The organism is uncultured Erythrobacter sp. (assembly GCF_947499705.1).
Classification (GTDB): domain Bacteria; phylum Pseudomonadota; class Alphaproteobacteria; order Sphingomonadales; family Sphingomonadaceae; genus Erythrobacter.
Window position 1 is genome coordinate 2,253,166 of sequence record NZ_CANMPJ010000001.1, and the last position, 13,761, is coordinate 2,266,926.

Annotated in this window: 14 protein-coding genes; 8 read left to right on the top strand and 6 right to left on the bottom strand. The window is 61.4% G+C overall.

Annotation, left to right across the window (positions count from 1 at the left end; translation table 11 throughout):
- The first annotated feature begins 55 nt into the window (after nucleotides 1-55).
- From Q0837_RS10670 to Q0837_RS10685, 4 genes are read left to right on the top strand one after another with little or no spacing between them, the layout of a single operon-like run.
- Nucleotides 56-1,363: an MFS transporter gene (locus Q0837_RS10670; protein WP_298468663.1), complete on the top strand. Its 1,308-nt coding sequence runs from the start codon at nucleotides 56-58 to the stop codon at nucleotides 1,361-1,363.
- Nucleotides 1,363-2,919 (top strand): FAD-binding oxidoreductase, encoded by a 1,557-nt coding sequence (locus Q0837_RS10675; protein WP_298468665.1) that lies wholly within the window; start codon nucleotides 1,363-1,365, stop codon nucleotides 2,917-2,919. The genes Q0837_RS10670 and Q0837_RS10675 overlap by 1 nt, the downstream gene beginning before the upstream one ends.
- A 54-nt stretch (nucleotides 2,920-2,973) precedes the next feature.
- Nucleotides 2,974-4,089 carry a nitrilase-related carbon-nitrogen hydrolase gene (locus tag Q0837_RS10680; RefSeq protein ID WP_298468666.1) on the top strand — a complete coding sequence of 372 codons (1,116 nt, stop codon included), beginning with the start codon at nucleotides 2,974-2,976 and terminating at the stop codon, nucleotides 4,087-4,089.
- Nucleotides 4,089-4,811 (top strand): hypothetical protein, encoded by a 723-nt coding sequence (locus tag Q0837_RS10685; RefSeq protein WP_298468669.1) that lies wholly within the window; start codon nucleotides 4,089-4,091, stop codon nucleotides 4,809-4,811. The genes Q0837_RS10680 and Q0837_RS10685 overlap by 1 nt, the downstream gene beginning before the upstream one ends.
- Here the strand turns inward: Q0837_RS10685 and Q0837_RS10690 are convergent, their stop codons facing one another.
- From Q0837_RS10690 to Q0837_RS10715, 6 genes are all read right to left on the bottom strand, one after another.
- Nucleotides 4,812-5,309, bottom strand: coding sequence for a DUF1330 domain-containing protein (locus Q0837_RS10690; RefSeq protein ID WP_298468673.1), 498 nt, complete (start codon nucleotides 5,307-5,309; stop codon nucleotides 4,812-4,814). It abuts the gene before it with no gap.
- Nucleotides 5,306-5,764 carry a hypothetical protein gene (locus tag Q0837_RS10695; RefSeq protein WP_298468676.1) on the bottom strand — a complete coding sequence of 153 codons (459 nt, stop codon included), beginning with the start codon at nucleotides 5,762-5,764 and terminating at the stop codon, nucleotides 5,306-5,308. The genes Q0837_RS10690 and Q0837_RS10695 overlap by 4 nt, the downstream gene beginning before the upstream one ends.
- A complete protein-coding gene (locus Q0837_RS10700; protein ID WP_298468678.1) occupies nucleotides 5,761-7,179 on the bottom strand; it encodes an aldehyde dehydrogenase family protein in 1,419 nt (472 codons plus the stop codon). The genes Q0837_RS10695 and Q0837_RS10700 overlap by 4 nt, the downstream gene beginning before the upstream one ends.
- Nucleotides 7,176-8,093 carry a polysaccharide deacetylase family protein gene (locus Q0837_RS10705; RefSeq protein WP_298468681.1) on the bottom strand — a complete coding sequence of 306 codons (918 nt, stop codon included), beginning with the start codon at nucleotides 8,091-8,093 and terminating at the stop codon, nucleotides 7,176-7,178. Before Q0837_RS10705 ends, Q0837_RS10700 begins: the two co-directional genes overlap by 4 nt.
- Entirely contained in the window at nucleotides 8,090-8,983 is an 894-nt protein-coding gene (locus Q0837_RS10710) for a polysaccharide deacetylase family protein (RefSeq protein WP_298468683.1), read from the bottom strand. The genes Q0837_RS10705 and Q0837_RS10710 overlap by 4 nt, the downstream gene beginning before the upstream one ends.
- Before the next feature lie 83 nt (nucleotides 8,984-9,066).
- Nucleotides 9,067-9,750 (bottom strand): isochorismatase family protein, encoded by a 684-nt coding sequence (locus Q0837_RS10715; protein ID WP_298468685.1) that lies wholly within the window; start codon nucleotides 9,748-9,750, stop codon nucleotides 9,067-9,069.
- An 82-nt stretch (nucleotides 9,751-9,832) separates the two neighbouring features.
- Between Q0837_RS10715 and Q0837_RS10720 the strand changes: the two genes are divergently transcribed.
- Genes Q0837_RS10720 through leuD form a run of 4 tightly spaced genes read left to right on the top strand, consistent with a single transcriptional unit; the run spans nucleotide 9,833 to nucleotide 13,701 of the window.
- On the top strand, nucleotides 9,833-11,194 hold the full coding sequence (locus Q0837_RS10720) for an alpha/beta fold hydrolase (protein ID WP_298468687.1): 1,362 nt from the start codon (nucleotides 9,833-9,835) through the stop codon (nucleotides 11,192-11,194).
- Entirely contained in the window at nucleotides 11,191-11,700 is a 510-nt protein-coding gene (locus Q0837_RS10725) for a DUF3598 domain-containing protein (RefSeq protein ID WP_298468690.1), read from the top strand. Before Q0837_RS10720 ends, Q0837_RS10725 begins: the two co-directional genes overlap by 4 nt.
- 10 nt (nucleotides 11,701-11,710) lie before the next feature.
- Nucleotides 11,711-13,093 (top strand): 3-isopropylmalate dehydratase large subunit, encoded by a 1,383-nt coding sequence (locus Q0837_RS10730; RefSeq protein ID WP_298468692.1) that lies wholly within the window; start codon nucleotides 11,711-11,713, stop codon nucleotides 13,091-13,093.
- Nucleotides 13,090-13,701: a 3-isopropylmalate dehydratase small subunit gene (gene leuD / locus Q0837_RS10735; protein ID WP_298468693.1), complete on the top strand. Its 612-nt coding sequence runs from the start codon at nucleotides 13,090-13,092 to the stop codon at nucleotides 13,699-13,701. The genes Q0837_RS10730 and leuD overlap by 4 nt, the downstream gene beginning before the upstream one ends.
- The last annotated feature ends 60 nt before the right edge of the window (nucleotides 13,702-13,761 follow it).

A 13,761-nucleotide genomic window follows, 5' to 3' on the forward strand; every position in this document is an offset into this window, starting at 1 on the left:
AGCGGTTGCATCCCGGCACAATATGGCGGAACAATCCCGCCGCAGGAGAACAATCTTGAATTCAACCAGCGTCCCGCCAGACACAGAACGCGGAGAGTTCTCCAAGGGCTGGACCGTGCTGATTGCGGGGGTTCTCGGGGTGGCATGCGGGGCATCGCCGATCCCCTTCAATGTCATCGGCTTTACCGTCGATCCGCTTATCGCCGAATTCGGCTGGTCTCGAACCGAAATCCTGTTCCCGATCACGATCTTCGGTGTGATTGCCAGCCTGCTCGCGCCGTTCTTTGGGTCGCTCGCTGACAAGCATGGCGTGCGCCGTGTCGCTCTCTGGTCGCTCGCGGCCTTCGGCTTTTCGTTCGGCGCGATCAGCCTGACACCCACTGCCGCCGCAAGTTCCACGCTCTACATCTACTATGCCCTTTGGGTGCTGGTGGGGCTGGTCGGCATCGGTTCGACCCCGGTCACCTGGAGCCGTGCGATCAACCTGTGGTTCTTCAAGCATCGCGGTCTTGCGCTCGGCATCCTGCTGCTCGGCACCAGCCTTGCGGCCATTGTGGTTCCCAAACTCGCTGTCTGGGCGATTGAAACGCAGGGCTGGCGCGCGATGTTCGCGATTGTCGCCGCTTTGCCGCTGCTGGTTGCGCTGCCCATCGCATACTTCCTCTTCCGTGAACCCCGCCCTGAAGAACGGCCCAAAGCAATCGAAAGCGCGAGCGGGAAACTGACCGGCGTCACACTCGGCACCGCGCTCAAGGACTACCGGTTCTGGCTGATCTGGCTGTCCATCGCGATCATCGCCACAGCGTTTGGCGGGGCATTCATCAACATGCCGACCATGCTGGGTGATCGCGGGATCAGCCAACAGGACGCCGCCAGCGTCATGGGCGTGCTTGGCATCGGCATCCTGACAGGGCGGCTCGCTACCGGCGCGCTGCTGGATCGGTTCTGGCAGGGCTTCGTGGCGTTCCCGCTGCTCTGCCTTCCCGCCATATCCTGCTACGTCCTGCTGGGCGGAGAAGTGACCTTCACCATGGCGGCGCTCGCCGGCTTTCTGCTCGGCTTTGCCGCCGGGGCCGAAAGCGATCTGATCGCGTATCTCACCGGACGCTATTTCGGCATGGCCAATTACGGCAAGATCTACGGGATGCTCTACATGCCTTTCGGCCTGTTCAGTGCGCTATCGCCAATCATCTACGCCTACGTCCGCGACACGACGGGAAGCTACGACGCGATCCTGCAAGTGGCCATGTTCGCTTTCGTTGTCGGAGGCGGGCTACTGCTGTTCCTCGGTAAATACCCCGCCGAGCTGCCCGAAGCCGAAGACGAGTCCCAAACCCCCACCCCCGAACTGGAGCCAGCCTGATGGCCACCCTAGCCGCCTCACCAACCAACCTCGCCGACAGCCTGCGCGCCTCGGGTGCCGAGGTCCTGACTGACAAGGCCACCCTCGATTTCTACGCCTATGACATTTACGATCGCGGCGCCGACCTCGCCGCTGTCGTCCGGCCAAAGGACAAGGACCAACTCGCAGCCGCCGTGAAAGCCGCGACCGATGCCGGACACCCGGTTGCGCCGCGCGGCGGAGGGATGAGCTACACAGGAGGCTACACGCAGGATCAGCCAGGCGCGGTACTCTTCGATCTCGCCGAGATGAACCGCGTACTCGAAGTCGACGACGTGTCGATGACCGTCACCGTCGAAGCGGGCTGCACCTGGGCCGCGCTAAAGGAGCGGCTGGCGCATCACCACCTGCGCACTCCGATGTGGGGAACGCTGTCGGGCCTGAAAGCAACCATCGGCGGCGGGATGAGCCAGAATGGCATTTTCTGGGGCACCACGCGCTATGGATCGGCAGTGCAGAGCTGCACATCGCTCGAGGTGGTGCTCGCTGACGGCACATTGCTGAACACCGGGAAGAAGCACACCCGGCCATACGGGCCTGACCTGACCGGATTGTTCCTCGGTGACACAGGCGCGCTGGGTATCAAGGCGACCGTTACACTTAAGCTGATCCCTGAAGCCGACTGCCACGGCTATGCCAGTTTTGCCTTCGACGACGCTGACAGCTGGTTCTCAGCAGCCAGCGCAATCGAACGCATGGGCATCGCAACAGAGTGCTTCGGCTTCGACCCGTATCTCAACGCGATCCGGATGAAGCGCGACAGCCTTACTGGTGACGCCAAACAGCTCGTCGGGATGATGAAGAAGCAGGGCGGCGTCATGAAGGCGCTGAAGGAAGGCGCGAAAGTCATCGCTGCCGGGCGTGACTTTCTGAATGACGCCAATTTCTCGCTCCACATCCTCGCCGAAGGCCGGATCGAAGCGGCAGCCAATGCCGATATCGACATCGCGCGGCAGCTGGTGGAACGCTGCGGCGGACGCGAAGTTGAGAACACCATACCCAAGATCATCCGCGCCAATCCGTTCGGTCCGCTCAATTCGATCCTCGGACCGGAAGGCGAGCGCTGGGCTCCAATCCACGGTCTCGTGTCGCACGGCCGCTCCGCGGAATGCTTTGCCGCTTTTGAAAAGCTGTTCGCCGATCACGCGGAGGAGATGGACGAACTCGGCGTGCACTACGGCACTCTGGTGGCAGCCGTTGGCGGTGCAGGCATGGTGATCGAGCCGTGCCTCTACTGGCCCGACGCGCGCAATCCGGTGATCGAAGACACAATCGAAAAGGCGCATCTGAAGAGGCTTCCGAAACATAAGCCGAATGCAGATTCCTGGGCGCTGACGAAGAAACTCAAGCAAGCGATCGTCGATATTTTCTACGACCATGAGGCTGCGCATTTCCAGATCGGGCGCACCTACCGCTATCGCGACAGCCTGCATCCACGTGCTGATGCGCTACTCAAGGCCGCTAAGGCTGAGCTGGACCCCAAAGGCCTGATGAACCCGGGTTCACTGGGACTATAGGTGGCGCTGGAGCTCGATCGCAGGCGGGCGTTGATAGGCTCTGGGGCAGCAGGAATGTACGCTGCGATTGTGCCGACCGGCGCGATTGCAGCATCCAAGGGAGACGATGTGAGCGAGACTTCAACCTATTCAGCTATGGCGATGCAGCTGACGGCGCGCTCGCTGGAGCAATTGCCCGATGCCGAAGCGGCGCGCGCGGCGATCCTTGAGCATATCGCCGAGATTGAAGGGCAAATTCGAACGAGTTCGATCTTCGTCGCTCAATATTCGGGCAAGCCGGTCAAGCTGGTGGTGCTGCCGGAATATTTATTCACATCGTACCCCGGCCGCATTTCGATCCCGAACTTCGCTGCCCGCGTTGGTTTTGCTGCGGATGGGCCGGAATATGAGGCGCTTGGCGCTGTCGCGCAGCGGCTCGGCATGTTCCTCGCGGGCAATGCCTATGAAACTGACGAGGCGTTCCCGGACTTCTATTTCCAGACCTGCTTTATTGTCGCGCCATCGGGTGATGTGGTGCTGCGCTACCGGCGGCTCATTTCAATGTTCGCACCCAGCCCGCACGATGTGTGGGAAGCCTATCTCGACAAGTATGGGCTCGAAGGCGTGTTCCCCGTCGCCCGCACCGAGATCGGCAACCTTGCCGCGATTGCGAGCGAGGAAATCCTATATCCGGAGATCGCTCGCGCATTGGCGCTGCGCGGTGCGGAAGTGTTCTGCCATTCCTCTAGCGAAGTCGGCTCACCAATTGCCACTAACAAGGACATCGCGAAGCAAGCGCGCGCTTTCGAGAACCTTGCCTATGTGGTGTCGTCGAACACAGCCGGGATTTCCGGGACCGCCATGCCGCTCTCCAGCGCCGAAGGAAACAGTCAGGTCGTCGACTGGAAAGGCCGCGTGATCGCGCAATCGGGCGATGGCGAAACCTTCACTGCGTTTGCCCCGATCGACCTCGGCGCGCTGCGCGAAGGGCGCAAGACCCCCGCAATGACCAACTACCTCGCCCGCCAGCGACCGGCCTTGTTCGCCGAGGCCTATGCCGCCGCCGCAGAGCCGTTTCGCGGCCCCGATGGCATGATGCAGGACGGCAAGCCTGGCATTCCGGATCGCGACTATTTCCGCCGGGCGCAGGCCGAAGTGATCGAACGGCTCGACAAGGCGGGAGTGATCTGATGCGGCACCGTAACGTGCGCGGGAAAATCCGCTACTCGTCGGTCAAGCCGGGGATGAAAGGTCAGGAACGCGGGCGCGAATGGTTCAACTTTTCGCATCACTCGGATGGTTCGGTGATCATGAGCGCGCAGTGTGAGATCGAAGAGCCGGATCCAACGGTGCTGCGCAACATCACCTGTCATATCGGCCCGGATCGCAAGCCGCAGAATTTACTCGTCCATCTGACATTGGGCGATGAGTTCCTCGGCTCGGGCTGGATGCGCTACGATCAGGCCGCCGATCAGATCATATGCGAGAGCTTCGGTCCCAGCATTGGACGCAATTCCGAAACCCGCGAGGCGGGCGAGTTCGACGCGTTCGGCACCCATCCAATAGCTGGCGACGGGTTCACCACTCGGCTGATGGATGTGAGCAAAGGGCCGCACAAACGTCGCCTGCGCTTCTTCCTACCCTCGCCCGACCATCGCGGGGCGACGCCGCCACAGATCGCCTATCTCGAGATGGTGATGGAATATGTCGGCGAGGAGGAGAAGACGGTCGAAGCCGGGACATTCCAGTGCCGCCGCTATCGCTATGTCGATGATAGCGATGAAGGTATGGGCGGGACAAGGCACCCCGATTTCGACATGTGGGTGACCGCCGATGACGACAGCGTACTCGTCTACGGTTCAATCGACGGCTATATGATGAACCGCTACGAACTGGTCGAATTAGAGCGGTAGTTACTGCTCGATCTGCGGAATTTCGCTTGCCGAGAATTCCGCCGTATAAGCGTTGTCGCCGACTTTGCCGACCATATCTTCTCGCAGCGGCGCTTCGGGATAGACCCGCACGCTGTAATCGCCTGCGCTCGGGTCCAGGCGCAGCGGCAGGATCGTTTCCTGATAGGTCTTCGAGTACCAGAACGCGCGGGCATTCTCGAGGCAAGGGAAGCGCACGGTAATGGTGGTTGCGCGCTCGTCTTCGGTGCCTTCGAATATGGCAAGCGTGCGCGGGATGTTGAGGTAGTAGCCGCCGAGTTTTTCGTAGATTTTGCTCTCGGCAATGGCGCGCGCGTATTCGCCCATCCGCTTACGGTCGAGCGTCAGGCCGGTCACCACCATCACAACCGGCTGATCGCAGGTCGATTGCGACGGAGGCCCTGCCCGCGCAGTACCATCCTGCGCCATAACAGGCTGCGCTGCGATCATCAGCGCGGCCGCAAGAGCCAGTTTTGTCATCCCTCGATCCTCTTCTCATCGCACAAAGTGCGCTTCCACGGCTCATCGCCCTTGAACCACTGCCATGTTCGCGCGCGTGTCTGCGCGCCGGGAAACAGGCCTATCATCTCGACATAGCAAGCTCCCGGTACATCCAGCCGATCGAGCCGCAGCATGATCGTATGCTCATGCGTCTGCCAGCCGTAACCGGAGAAGCGGTCTGTGTTCCAGATAAGCCGGTCGCCTTCGAGCCTGCCGCCAAATTCGACATGCATTTCGCGGCCGTCGGCCCAATTGATCCAGTTGTGCTGGATGTAGTGCCACTCGCCGCTATCGGGAAATTCGCAATGCGTCTTGACGCGGCGCTCATCGAGCAGCTTCCCGTCCAAGTCGAAATCGCGATACCAGCCGTCCCACCAGCCATCGTGGAGCAGCATCGCAGGCATCACCACTTCGAGCTGCGCGCGGTTGCTCACGCGCTTTGACCTTCGCGATAGGCATCGATGGGCAGCGCCTGCCCGGTCTGGCGGATCATCGCCTTGCGCCGCAGGAACCGCAACAGACCTTCATCGCCCATGCGGCTTGGCCCCAACCCGGATGCCTTGCGCGAGTGGTTGGTCGCATCGCCGACCATGCTGGTGAGAGCGCCGTCCTGAAGGCTGATTGCCCCGGCTTCGAGGCGCGATCCGATTTCGGCGGCCTCTTCGAGCGAACCGGCAAGCACCCCTGCCGAGAGGCCATATTCGGTGTCGTTGGCCATGGTGATGGCAGATTCGAGATCGTCAAACACAGTCACAGGCAAGACCGGACCGAAAGTCTCTTCGCGCATCACCGCCATATCCGGCGTCACGTCGGTAAGGATTGTGGGCCGCAAGTACTTTCCGCCGCCAAGTTCCTCGACCTGACCGCCAGCCAGCACCCGTGCGCCTTTGGCAACCGCATCATTGATCTGCGCCTGAACCTTGGCTGCCTGTGCCGGGAAGATGAAGGGTCCGAGATGGCCCTGACCTGCGTCAGGGTAGGTGATTTCGACTGCCTTTGCGCCTTCGGTCAGCTGGGCGAGGAAGGGTTCGGCGATCTCCCGCGCAACGAATATCCGCTCGATCGACTGACACGCCTGTCCGGTCGCGACGATCGAGCTGCGCAGCGCGATGCCTGCGGCCCATTCGGGATCGGCGTTTGCGGTGACAATCATCGGATCCTTGCCGCCCAGCTCAAGATTGGCAGGGATCAATTGACGCGCGGCAGCCACGGCCACTTTCTTGCCCGTGCCGGTCGATCCGGTGAAGCAGACATAGTCCACTTCCTCGATGAGCGCCTCCCCGACCTCGGCCCCGCCCATCACATAGGCAAGGGGCAATTCAGGCACCTTGGCGAGCACTTCGCGCATCGGCGCGACAAAGCGCGGCGTGACTTCGGACGGCTTCACCAGCGCCGCACAGCCCGCCATCAGTGCGGGTACGGCGTCGATATGGCTCAGGATCACCGGAAAGTTCCACGGGGCTATCGCACCGAACAGCGGATAGGCCGAATAATGTGCCGCGATCTCAAAACCCGGCGTTGCAGATGGATGCGCCTCTCGGTCGAGACCCTCAATCAAGCCCGGCCCACGCTCGGCCCATTTGCGAATGTTGCGCGCCAGCCCTTCAACTTCGATCCACGAAACAGCGCCGCGCCCGGTGTCGATGGTCAGCGCGGCTGCAATCTGCGGGGCCGTAGCATCGACGGCATCGGCAAAGCGGCCGAGCACCTCGGCGCGCCCTTCAGGCCCAAGCGCTTCCCATGCTGGTTGAGCAGCGCGCAGGCGGGCAGCCTCGGCGGCGATCTCATCGCGGGAGCTTTCGGCGAACTCGTAGTCTTCCTCGCCAGTGCGGGGATTGCGCGCCTTCATTGCTGCTTCTCCCACTCAGCCACAATATCGCAGCCCGGCGCAAACCATGCATCGGATCGGTCGGCGAAATCGGCGAGCAGGTTCTCCAGCGCGCCGATCCTGTAGGGCAGCCCCATGATGTATGGCGTGAGGTGGATCGGCAGCATTCGCCCGGCGCCTTCGCGCGTCGCTTCGGCAGACAGCCAATCGAACGCATCGCTCATGCTTTCGGCCAAGCTCTCAGCGCTTTTCTGCTGGACCGTGATGATCTGGCGGTCGGACAATTCATGGTTCAGCGGCAGGTCGATCAGCCCATTCGTGAAACGATAGGGCAGTTCGTCATTCACCCAGTCACAGCAATAGGTCAGCCCTTCATCATTCAGGATATCGAGCGTGTGGAAGCTCTGCTGGCGCGCAATCGAAAGCCAACCCTTGGGCCGCGAACCCGTCGCCACCTCCAGCCGCGACATCGCATCGCCGATCAAGGCACGCTCTGCCTCTTCGCCAAGGCTCGCGTCGATTGTGCCGTTCATGTCGGTCGAATGCGCGATGATCTCGTGCCCGCCCTGCTGGATCGCGGCGATCAGTTCGGGGTAACGCTCGGCAATCGCGGCATTGGTCGCGAAGCTGGCCTTCACGCCCGCCTTTTCGAATGCGTCAAGCATCCGCCAGACACCCACACGGCTGCCATAATCGCGCGCGGTATAATGACGATAGTCGGGATAGGGCGTGACCATATGGCCGGGTGCCTTGAACGGGCCCTCCGGGGTGATTGGAAACCATTCAAGGCTGACGCAGAGCCACACCGCCACGTTCTTGCCGCCGGGCCAATGAACCGGACTGCGCTGGTGCATGTTAGACCACGGATAGAGATCGTGGTCGTAGCCTTCGCGGCGCTTGGGATATCGGGTGTAGCTTTCGGGAAGCGCGCTCATTGCTGCGTCCTCCCAACCTGTTCGCGCCAGGCATCGACAATCTCACCCGCTTTCGCAATCCATGCACGGCCATCCTTGGCGATATGCTCGAGCGCTTCTTCGAACGGACCAATCCGGTGCGGTTGACCGATCAGATAGGCATGCAGCGGGATGCACATGACCGTGCCGGACTGCTCGCCCTCCGCCGCCAGCCGCTCGTATTGTTTCACCAGCGTATCGGCATATTCGCGGCCCGACATATTGTAGACGAAGAAGCCATAGTGATCGTTGACCTCGAGGCTGTAGGGAATCGACGCCAGCTTACCCGAGGCGACCTTCACCTCCTGAACCTGATCGTCGTGGTACAGGTCGCAGGTGTAGTCCATTCCGTACTCGGCCAGCAGGTCGAGCGTGCGCGGCGTGTGCGTCAAAGCGGGGGCGAGCCAGCCGCGTATTCGCTGGCCGGTCGCCCCCTGCACTGTGGCGATCGAATCTTCGATGATCGCCCGCTCCTGCGCCTCGGTCATGTCGTAGGAATAGCGTGTGTTGTAGATGCCATGGCTGAAGAACTCCCAGCCGCGCTCCTTGGCATCTGCAACGACCTCGGGGTGGTGCTGGCACAGCGCCACAGACAGGCTCACCGATCCGGGAAAGCCATGCTTGCTCATCACTTCGGCCATGCGCCAGTGGCTCACACGGTTTGAATGGTCCCGGTGCGAATAGCCGACCACGCTCGGCGCGGGATGCGGCCACGGCTTGCGCTTGGGGTGGATCGGCGGATCGATCTCGTAATATTCGAGATTGGGCGCAACCCATACCGCACAGGTCTTGCCGCCCGGCCAGGTGATCTTGGACCGGGAATTGTACGGGTGGTAGTCGTAGAGTCCGGGGTCGGTTGCGTTCTCTTTCATGATTTCCGCCCGCTCATGCGAAAGGGAAGGCAACTTTCGACTTTAGTTTGCAGCGGCATGATCGGGGCGCGGGCCTGCATGACTCAGCGCGCCTCAAGCCAGTCGATCACCGCCTGAACCGGCTCGACATCGGCATATTTCAGCTGGAGGTCTGTGAGATTGGCGAAGTGATAGCTTTCGTGTTTGTCCGCGCAGGTCTCTACGGGCACGATGGTGCGGTAGCCGTGGCTGAGGGAATCGACCGCCGTCGCGCGGACGCAGCCTGATGTCGATCCGCCCGTAACGACCACCGTGTCGACTTTATGGAAAGTCAGGTAGCTCGCCAGCGGGGTTTCGAAGAACACGCTGGGCATGCGCTTGGTGAATTGCAAATCGTCCTGATCGATTTCGCAGCGCGGATCGAATTGATGGCGTTCGGAATCGTATTTGATGTTCTGCAGCGAATCCTCGGTATCGGTGCGCGTGCCCCAAACACCGGCATCGCCTGCATCCGCCTTGTAAGCGACCCGGCTCCAGATCACCGGCATGCCCTTTTCGCGCGCCAATCGGCTGATCGTGTTGATGTATTCGATCTGACGCGGATCGGTCTCATACGCGGTCTTGAACATGTCCGTTCGCGTGTAAGCCTGCTGCACATCGACATTCACAATCGCCAGCTTTTCACCAAAGCCGAATTTCTTGCGGGCCGGATTGGCCACAACGCCTTCGAAGATCTCGCGCGCGGTCTTGCCGTCGCTGACCATCTTCGTACCGATTAACTCGGTCATTTACCTACCTTTCGATTCTGCTTTGACGGGAACCATAAACGCCCTTAGGAGGTTGTCGAGATAAATTTGTCCGGACAACTTTGTGAACACGATCACGCGCCATATCGTTACAATTCCCGAGACGGGAAGACAGGTCCACTACCGCCGCTGTGGGCGCGGTCCAGTGCTGTTGATGGTGCATCAAAGCCCACGCTCAAGCGCCGAATACGAAGCGCTGATGCAGCAATGGAGCGCGCACTTCACCTGCATCGCTCCCGACACGCCCGGTTTCGGCCAGTCCGATCCATTGCCGCAGGTGGGCCGGAGAGACCCGGAGATCGGCGACTTCGCCGATGCGCTGGGCGAGTTTCTCGATGCGCTGGGTGTGGGCCCCTGCCCCGCTTACGGGTTCCATTCGGGCGGCATCATCCTTGTCACGGCGCTCAAACGCCAGCCGCATCGCTTTCGCTGCCTCGCCATCGGAGGCTATGCGATCTGGACCGAGGAGGAAATGCGGATATTCGGCGAGCGCTATCTCCCCGAATTTCATCCCTCCGACTATGGCGAACACCTGACCTGGCTGTGGAACCGGATGCTGGAGCAAAGCTGGGTGTTCCCGTGGTTCGATACGCGCGAGGAAGCGCGGCTGTCGGTCGCGCATGCCGACGTGGCGCGAGCCAATCAGGCGGTCATGGAAATGCTTGATGCGGGCAACGATTACCGCGCAGGGTATGGCGCAGTCTTGCGAGCGCCGCGCGATATTCCGACTGCGAGTGCGGATGTGCCGCCGTGTCTGATAACCGCCTATGACGGCGACCCGTTACAAGCGCATATCGACCGCCTGGGCGCAATGCCCGCAGGGTGGAACGCGAAGAAGGTCGCTACGCCGGCGGATCATCAGGCCGAAAGCCTCGCATTCCTGCTAGAAAACGGTGCGGATGGACCGTTGTCGAACCTGGCCGAGGACGACACGGAAGGTTGGCTCGAAGTGGACGGTCAGTTGATCCACTGGAAAGGCACTCGCGGAGGCGACGCATTGGTCCTTCACGGCCCTGCTGGAGAAATGGACGAGCCACACGAGGATACGCTCGCAATCGATGTGCCCGGCCACGGCCAATCCAGCGAATTCGACGATATCGAAGCCGCAGTCCGCATCGCCGCCGAAGAACTGGGCGCGTCGCGCATTTTGTGGCCGACGCCGCCCGAGGGCAATCCCGAACGACTCTATCCCGATATGGCGCCCGACCGGTTCGGCCAGCATCTCCAGCGCGCATGGGCCATAGCCCGCGCCGAAGCATTCTTCAGCCCTTGGTACGAAGCGAACGCGGCCAACGCGATTCCGCTCGACCAACAAGCCCTCGACCCGGCAGCGCTCCATGCAGGCGCACTGGCTCGCATTCGTTCCGGCAGCGCGGCGCGGCGCTGGCATGACGCCCTTCTCTTGATCAACGGAGCCTCCGAATGACAACTTTTGCAGAATTCTCGGCGGCGATGCCGCTGCTCGCCCGCCATGAAGGCGTGTGGGACGGGACCTACAGCTATTTCAATGCCCAGAACGAGAAGATCGACGAACATGCCAGCCGTTTGCTCTGCCGGATGACGGGCGAGGATGACATTCCCTACCATCAGACCAATCACTACCGCTGGGATGATGGCCGCACCGAAGTGCGTGATTTCCCCGCAACCTACCGCGATGGCCGCATCTGGTGGGACAACGAGCTGATCCAGGGTTGGGCCGCAGAAGTGCCGCTCGACGAATATAGCCGCACCATGATGCTTTACTGGCAACGCACGGGCGACCCATCGCTCTATCTCTACGAGCAGATCCAGATTTCCGACTGCGGCCAAAACCGCTGCCGCACCTGGCACTGGATACGCAACGGGATGCTTGAAACCCGCACCGCCATCCAAGAGACCTTCGTCACGAAAGACTGGCGCAAGATCGACGAAGAAATGAAGGCCGCCGCCTGAGCGAAGGACTATGGGAAAGACGCTGTTCGAAAAGATCTGGGATGCGCATGCGGTCGCCGAAACAGCAGGCGGCGCGTCCCTGATCGCGATCGACCGCGTCTTCCTGCACGAACGCACCGGTTCCTCTGCGCTCAAGCGCATGGCCGAAATGGGACGCACAGTGCGCGATCCGACCCGTGTGTTCGCCGTGATGGACCACATCGTCGACACACGCCCGGGACGCGGGGATGGGACTCTGATGAAAGGCGGCGAAGGCTTCATCACCGAAACCCGAGCCGCCTGCCGCGACGCAGAGATAACCCTATTCGACGTCAACGACCGCGATCAGGGCATTGTCCACGTAATCAGCCCGGAACAAGGCATCGTGCTTCCCGGCGTCACGCTCGTCGCGCCTGACAGCCATACCTGCACGCAAGGCGCATTTGGCGCGCTGGCTTGGGGCATAGGTTCCTCCGAAGCTGAGCACGCGATGGTCACCGGAACCCTGCGGATGACCAAACCCAAAACGCTGCGTGTTCGCTTCGAGGGTGAGCTGGCCCTGGGCGTCACCGCCAAGGACATGATCCTGGCGCTGATCGCACGGCACGGCGCAGGCGGCGGTGCGGCGCATGTGATCGAATTTGCAGGCGAGGCGGTTGCCGCGCTCGACATGGAAGCCCGCATGACCCTGTGCAACATGGCCATCGAATTCAATGCGATGACCGGCCTGATCGCGCCCGATGCGAAGACCTTCGCCTACTTGGCCGATCGGGAATATGCCCCAAAGGATTTTGACGATCGCTATTGGAGCACACTCGCAAGCGACCCCGATGCGGCATTCGATCAAGAGATCGAGATCGACGCCAGCAGCATCGCGCCGATGGTGAGCTGGGGGACCAGCCCCGAACACACGATCCCGGTCGATGGCGAAGTTCCAAAAGGCCCAGCTCGCGCGCACGACTATGTTGGCTTGGCACCGGGAACGCAGCTCGCCGGAACGCCCATCGACGCTGCATTCATCGGCAGTTGCACCAACAGCCGTATATCGGACCTGCGCCGGGCGGCTTCCATCCTCAAAGGCAAACGCATTGCGCCTTCAATCAAAATGGCGCTCGTTGTCCCCGGCTCACTGGCGGTGAAACGTCAGGCAGAGGCCGAAGGGCTGGATGCCATTTTTGCCGCCGCTGGCTTCGAATGGCGGATGAGCGGCTGCTCACTGTGCTTTTATGCAGGGGGCGAAGGCTTTCCCGAAGGCAGCCGCACGATCAGCAGCACCAATCGCAATTTCGAGGGCCGGCAGGGTCCGGGTATCCGCACCCATATCGCCTCTCCCGAAACAGTCGCAGCGAGCGCCATCGCTGGCATGATCGCCGACCCGCGCCCTCTTATCCGCACGTTGGAGAAAACGGCATGAGCGCTTTCCCGCAACCGCTCCGTGATGTCGCAGCACCCCTGATGCGCGACAATATCGACACCGACACGATTATCCCGAGCCGCGAAATCCGCTCAACCGGGCGCGATGGACTGGCCGATGGACTGTTCGCACCGTGGCGGTATCTCGACATGGCCTCTCGCATCGAAGACCCCAAATTCGTGCTCAACCAGCCCGACTATCGGAGCACGTCAATCCTCGCCGCTGGCGCTAATTTGGGATGCGGATCGAGCCGCGAGCACGCGGTCTGGGCGCTGGCCGAATGGGGCATCAAGGCGATCATCGCCGAGAGCTTCGCACCGATCTTTGAGGGAAACTGCATCCGCAATTTCATCCTGCCGGTCGCGCTGGATCGCGCGGCAGTGGAGGCGCTGGCAGGTAGCGAAGTGACAATCGATCTCGCTGCGCAGGAAGTCAGCGGCGCAGCAGGAACCTATTCTTTCGCAATCGATCCCGAGGCCAAGCAAATGCTAGCCGAAGGCCTCGATGCGATCGACCTGACTCTCACCCAAGCGAGCGATATTGACGGTTGGACGGCACAAGATCGCACAGCGCGCCCATGGGTCTATCTTGGCGGAGCACCCGCATGATTTTCCTACCACCCCGCCTGGTTGCTAGATCACCTGCGGTTACAAAACCGCCTCAAGGTG